The organism is Reyranella sp. (assembly GCF_050185545.1).
Classification (GTDB): Bacteria; Pseudomonadota; Alphaproteobacteria; order Reyranellales; family Reyranellaceae; genus Reyranella.
The window spans coordinates 1-5,670 of record NZ_JBFWZI010000302.1; the positions used below are offsets into that span (position 1 = coordinate 1).

Annotated in this window: 6 protein-coding genes; all 6 read right to left on the reverse strand. The window is 66.0% G+C overall.

Annotated elements, in window-relative coordinates:
• Window positions 1–852, reverse strand: an 852-nt coding sequence (locus AB7O82_RS36670) for an NAD-dependent epimerase/dehydratase family protein (protein WP_428621754.1), incomplete at its 3' end; no start/stop codon positions are given.
• Window positions 849–2,192 (reverse strand): ABC1 kinase family protein, encoded by a 1,344-nt coding sequence (locus AB7O82_RS36675; RefSeq protein ID WP_428536720.1) that lies wholly within the window; start codon window positions 2,190–2,192, stop codon window positions 849–851. The genes AB7O82_RS36670 and AB7O82_RS36675, both read right to left, overlap by 4 nt.
• 271 nt (window positions 2,193–2,463) lie before the next feature.
• The gene (locus tag AB7O82_RS36680) at window positions 2,464–2,709 is read right to left on the reverse strand and encodes a hypothetical protein (protein ID WP_428536723.1); all 246 of its coding nucleotides are present in this window, start codon (window positions 2,707–2,709) and stop codon (window positions 2,464–2,466) included.
• A 14-nt stretch (window positions 2,710–2,723) separates the two neighbouring features.
• Window positions 2,724–4,493, reverse strand: a complete 1,770-nt coding sequence (locus tag AB7O82_RS36685) for a M3 family oligoendopeptidase (protein ID WP_428536726.1) — start codon at window positions 4,491–4,493, stop codon at window positions 2,724–2,726.
• 51 nt (window positions 4,494–4,544) lie between these two features.
• Entirely contained in the window at window positions 4,545–5,078 is a 534-nt protein-coding gene (locus AB7O82_RS36690) for an AAA family ATPase (RefSeq protein WP_428536729.1), read from the reverse strand.
• A complete protein-coding gene (locus tag AB7O82_RS36695; RefSeq protein WP_428536732.1) occupies window positions 5,075–5,563 on the reverse strand; it encodes a GAF domain-containing protein in 489 nt (162 codons plus the stop codon). The genes AB7O82_RS36690 and AB7O82_RS36695 overlap by 4 nt, the downstream gene beginning before the upstream one ends.
• Window positions 5,564–5,670: the final 107 nt, after the last annotated feature.

Consider the following 5,670-nt stretch of genomic DNA (forward strand, 5'->3'; position numbering starts at 1 on the left):
CGCCTTGCCGGCGTCGTAGACGCGGTCGATCGAGTCGAACATGGTCCAGCCGCGCTGCTCATAGAGCTTGCGATAGTCGGGGAAATAGCGCGCCACCACGGACGGCGCATCGACCAGCAGCTCCCGGCTATCGGCCGGCGAGAACGGCGTCATCGACGAGATGATGAAGGTGTCGAAGCCCAGCTCCTTCGCCTTGTCGAGCGCTATGACGTGGCTCTCGGCAGCGTCTTCCACCGTGAGGCGGCGGAACAGGTATTCGTTGGCCTTGGTGTTCTCGTCCGACTGCGCGATCGCGTGCGCCATGTCGTCCGCCTCGGGGAAGAAGCGCGACGTGCGCAGGATCAGGATCGGCAGCCGGTGCAGGTGATTGAACAGCCGGCACAGCTCCTCGGCGGCGCGCTTGGTGACGCCGTAGATGTTGCGCGGCTCGAGCGGCGACAACGTCTCGTCGATCCAGGTCGCTTCCCCGGCGCCGCCCGCCCTCCCGTCGCGGATGCGCTGCGAGATCATGAGCGACGTGGTCGAGGTGAAGATTAATCGGTCGACCTTGGAGCCCGGCGCCACCGCCTCTTCCAGCAGGTTGAGCGTACCCTGCACGTTGACCGCCACGAACTCCGAGTTGTCGTGGATCTCGATATGCGGCTTGTGGCGCGCCGCGGCGTGCACGACAGCCTCGATGGCCCGGTCGCGCATGAGCCGGCCGACCAGGCCGCGATCGACGACCGAGCCCACGACCGCCGTCGTCGGTCCCGGTTCGGGATCGAGGCCGACCACGGTGTGGCCGTCGCGCAGCAGGCGCGGCACCAGGGTCCGACCGAGCCAGCCCGACGAACCGGTAACGAGGATCCTCATGACGTGGCGAGGCCGGCCTTCTCGAGCGCCTCGCGCTGTCGCGCGGCCAACGCCTCGACATCGAAATCCCCGATCAGCTCCTCGAACAGCCGGTGCCAGTTGATCGAGGCGCGCAGGTGGATGAAGACCGCGCCGAGCCCGATGGCGGCGCGGTCCATGAACACGAACTCGCGCGGCGGGCGGACGCCGCCCAAGCGGCGCAGCTCGCCGAACACGTTCTGCGCCATCTCGCGGCCGAAGCCTTCGGCCATGCCCTCGGTCAGGCGGCGCGGCCGATCGTCCATCAGCGGCCCGTAGAGGAAGGCAGCCCAGCGATTGAGCACGACGATCATCTCGCGTGTCAGGCCGGCAAAACCCCAATCCTCGTAGGCCGCCACGGCGCGGTCCTGGTCGTCGGTCATGAGCGCGCGATAGAGTTCGATCGAGCCACGCACGAAGCGCGGCGGGAAGATGCGCACGCAACCGAAATCCATAAGGTTGACCGAGCCGTCCGGCCGAACCGTGTAATTGCCGAGATGCGGGTCGCCGTGGATCACGCCGTAGAAATAGAACGGCACGTACCAGGCGCGGAACATGTTGATGGCGAGCCGGTCCTTCTCCTCCTGGGTGCGGCTCTTCCAGTTGAGCAGCGGCTCGCCGCTCAGCCACGTCATGGTTAGCAGGCGATCGGTCGAATGCGACGGCACGACCTCCGGGACGTGCACATCGGGCTCGTCGCGCAGCATGTGGCGATAGAGCGCCACGTGCTTGGCCTCGCGGCGGTAGTCGAGCTCCTCGCGCAGGCGCGTGGTGATCTCGGCATGGATCTCGTCGGTGCGGATGGCCGGATCGAAGCGCTGGCCGATGGCGAACACCAGCTTCAGCTGGTTGAGATCGGCCTCCATGGTCGAGGCCATGTCGGGATACTGCAGCTTGGCCGCGACCTCGCGCCCGTCGGGCAGCGCCGCGCGGTGGACCTGCCCCAACGAAGCGGCGAACGATGCCTCCTTGTCGAAACGGGCGAACCTGGCCTGCCAGTCCGGACCAAGCTCGGTCGCCATGCGGCGGCGAACGAAGGCCCAGCCCATGGCCGGCGCATTGGCCTGCAGCTGCGCCAGCTCACGGGCGTATTCCGGCGGCAACGCGTCGGGGATGGTGGCGATCAGCTGGGCCGCCTTCATAAGCGGTCCCTTCAGGCCGCCAAGTGCAGCCTTGAGCTCGGTGGCGTGCTTGTCACGGTCGAGCGAGAATCCGAGGTAGCGCTGGCCCGCCAACTTTGCCGCCAGCCCGCCGACCGATGCGCCGACCCTGGCGTAGCGGCCCAACCGGCCGCCGAGGGAGTCACCTTCGTCCTGGGTCATTCAGATGTCTTGCCCTGCACGGCGACAAGGTGGCGATCCGTGTCCAGCTTTGCCAGACGAATCTTCCATGCCTGGCACGGCACGCATAAAGAATCCGCCTTCCTGGCGCCGCTCAAGGGCGCACGGCATAGCCCCTCGATTTCATCTGTCGTCCGGAACGAAGCGAAGGACTTCATCGCCACTGGCCACGAGAGCGCACCGCAACTTCCGGCGACGAGATCCTTCGCGACGCTCAGGACGACAGGAGAGATCAGGCGTCCATGGTTCGCGTTCAGGCTGCCTTTCGGTCTGCGTCCATCATCGCCAGGATGAGCTTCAGCCGGTCAATGATGCTTGCCGTCTGCGAGAGTTCCTGTCGTTGCCACAGGTTCACCGACAGATACAGCGCGATCGCGTCGACGGTCCTTCCGGGCGTGCCGGCATGGGCAAGGTGGAGCAGGCCCTGGGGCGGCGAGGAGAGCGACACGTTGGCGTAGCTCTCGAAGCGCCGGCGTACCTCGCGGCACAGGGTCTTCACCTCCTCTTGCGCCGCTATATTTTTTCCAGCTCGTCGACGAAACCGGCGATCACGCCCAGGCCCTTGTCCCAGAAGGCGGGATCGGAGGCGTCGAGGCCGAACGGGGCCAAGAGCTCCTTGTGGCGCTTCACGCCGCCCGCCTCGAGCATCTCGAGATACTTGGCCTGGAAGTCCGGCTGGCCAGACTGGTAGGCGGCGTAGAGCGAATTCACCAAGCAGTCGCCGAAGGCGTAGGCGTAGACGTAGAACGGCGAATGGATGAAGTGGCCGATGTAGGACCAGTAGTATTTGTACTCGTCGTCGAATGTGAAGGCCGGGCCCAAGCTCTCGCTCTGCACCGCCATCCACACCTCGCCGATCGCATCGGGCGTAAGCTCGCCCTGGCGGCGCGCCGCGTGCAGACGCGATTCGAAATCGTAGAAGGCGATCTGGCGCACCACCGTGTTCAGCATGTCCTCGACCTTGCCAGCCAGCATCGCCTTACGCGTCGACGCGTCAGGCGCCGAGCGCAGCAGCGACTGGAAGGTCAGCATCTCGCCGAACACCGACGCCGTCTCGGCGAGGGTGAGAGGCGTATCGGCCATCAGCGCGCCCTGGCGCGCGGCCAGCACCTGGTGCACGCCGTGACCCAGCTCGTGCGCCAAGGTCATCACATCGCGCACCTTGCCCTGGTAGTTCAGCAGCAGATAGGGATGCGCCGACGGCACCGTAGGATGGGCGAAGGCGCCCGGCGACTTGCCCGGCCGCGCCGGCGCGTCGATCCAACCGCTGCCGAAGAATTTCCGCCCGACGGCAGCGAGCTCCGGCGAGAAGGCGTGGTAGGCATCGAGCACGATCCGCTCCGCCTCGTTCCACGGGATCACGCGGTCGTCGTGCTCAGGCAGCGGTGCGTTGCGGTCCCAGTAAGGCATCCTGTCGACGCCGAACCATTTGGCCTTGAGCTTGTAGTAGCGATGCGCAAGACGCGGATAGGCCGCCTTCACCGACGCGACCAGCGCGTCGACGACCTCGTCCTCGACGACGTTGGCGAGATTGCGGAAGGATTGCGAGCGCGGATACTTGCGCCAGCGATCGTCGATCTCCTTGTCCTTGATCAGGGTGTTGGTGACCAGGGAGAAGATCGCGATGTTGTCGCCCTGGACCTTGCCGAACGACTTGGCGGCGTCGCGCCGCACGTCGGCGTCCTTGCTCGAGAGCTTGTCGAGGATCTGCGGCTCGGTGAGCACCTCGTTGCGGAAGGGATAGCGCAGGCGCGCGATAGTCTCGTCGAACAGACGCGACCAGGCCGAGCTGCCGACCACCGACTGGTCGTGGATGTACTTCTCGAGCTCGTCCGAAAGGTCGTGCGGGCGAAAGACGCGGACATCGCGCAGCCACGGGCCGTACTTGGCCAGCGCCGGCTCCTTCATTTTCGCGGCGAGGTCGGCGTCCTCGATCTTGTTGATCTCGAGCCGGAAGAACAGCAGCTTGCTGCCGATATCGGTCAGCGCCTCGGACACGTTCTGCGAAAAACGTCCGCGCTCCGGATCGGCCATGTCCTGCGCGTAGTACAGCGAGGCATACGAGCCGATGCGTCCCATCAGATCCTGCAAGGCCTCGAAGCGGGCAACCGCCTTGCCGAGCTCGGCGCCGCCCAGGCCGGCGATCTTGCCCTCGTAGTCCCGGGCGAATGCATCGGCGTCGGCGCCGGCCCGCTTCAGGTCGTTCTCGAGGTCGGGCCCGGTCGGGCTGGAATAGAGGTCGGAGAGCTTCCAGGTCGGCAGGTCGCCCAACATCGCATTCATTCGCAAAGACTCCGTTTTCGCTTCCGATATGGGGTGACGCCCGCTGATCGGCTAGAGCGCCCGAGTGATCGCTGCGGCCCGATCTAGCACGCTTCCTGCATCAATGGGCACGATCTCGAAACCGTGCTCGCGGTAGATTCTCTCGTGGATCGCCTCGAATCGCATCGCCTCCTCCTGCGTGATCCGGCGCGCCGCCGTCGGCATGACGAAACCCAGGCTGCGAATCAGGAAGACCCGCCGCTCGAAGACGGCGTCCCGCTCGATTCGGGCCAGCTCCTCGGCAAGGGCGGGCGAGGCCGGGTAGCCGAGGTAGGTCGCCAGGGCAGCCGTGCAGATGGCCGAACGGTCGTGAAACTGGACCTCTTCCGGCATGGCGGCCGCGCGCATCTGCCGCCGCCTTTGCAAATCGACGACACGATCGATGAAACCCGGATCGGTCCACGGCTCGGTGATGCCACGCGCCTGCTGGAGGGCGATGACGTCGGCCGCCGCCTCCTCGACCACGCCGAAACCTGCCTGCTCGAGCTGCCGCAGCAGCACGGTCTTCCCGGCACCCGGCGTGCCGGTCAGGATGAATCGCTTCATCCCGGATCGGCGGCAATCGCGTCCAGGAACGGCCCGACCATCAGCGCGGCGAAGGGCTCGAGGGTCCTTGCGTCGGCTTCCTTGTAGTGGCCGGCCGCGTCGAGCAGGTTCATGGTGCCGAGCAGGCGACCGCCATAGACCACCGGGATGTTCATGGCCGATTCGCAACCCAGCGACACGATCAGCTCGTGATCGAAATAGGCCCAGGCGATGTCCTTGGCGTTGTACCCGATCCACGGCTTGCGGCCCTCGACAACGTGCTGGTGCCAGGGCGAGCCGGTGATCTCCTTGTAGCCGCCGACCGGATATTCCTTCGGCATGTTGGTGTAGATCCGCTTCACGCGGAGGCCCGACGGCGCGACGTAGAGCAGCGTGAACAGCTTATGGCCGACCTTGTCGGCCAGCGCTTTATCCAGGACCTTGAACAGGGCGTCCTTGGTAGCGTGCTCGCGCAGGGCGGCGACACAGGCGTCGAACGGGGTCATGAGCGTGCTCCTGTAACGGGACGTGGTGCCGGCGGGATCCGCTCCGGCAGGACGCCGGAGGGTTTCAGGCGCAGCACCAGGATGAGGGCGACGGCGATCAGCAGTTC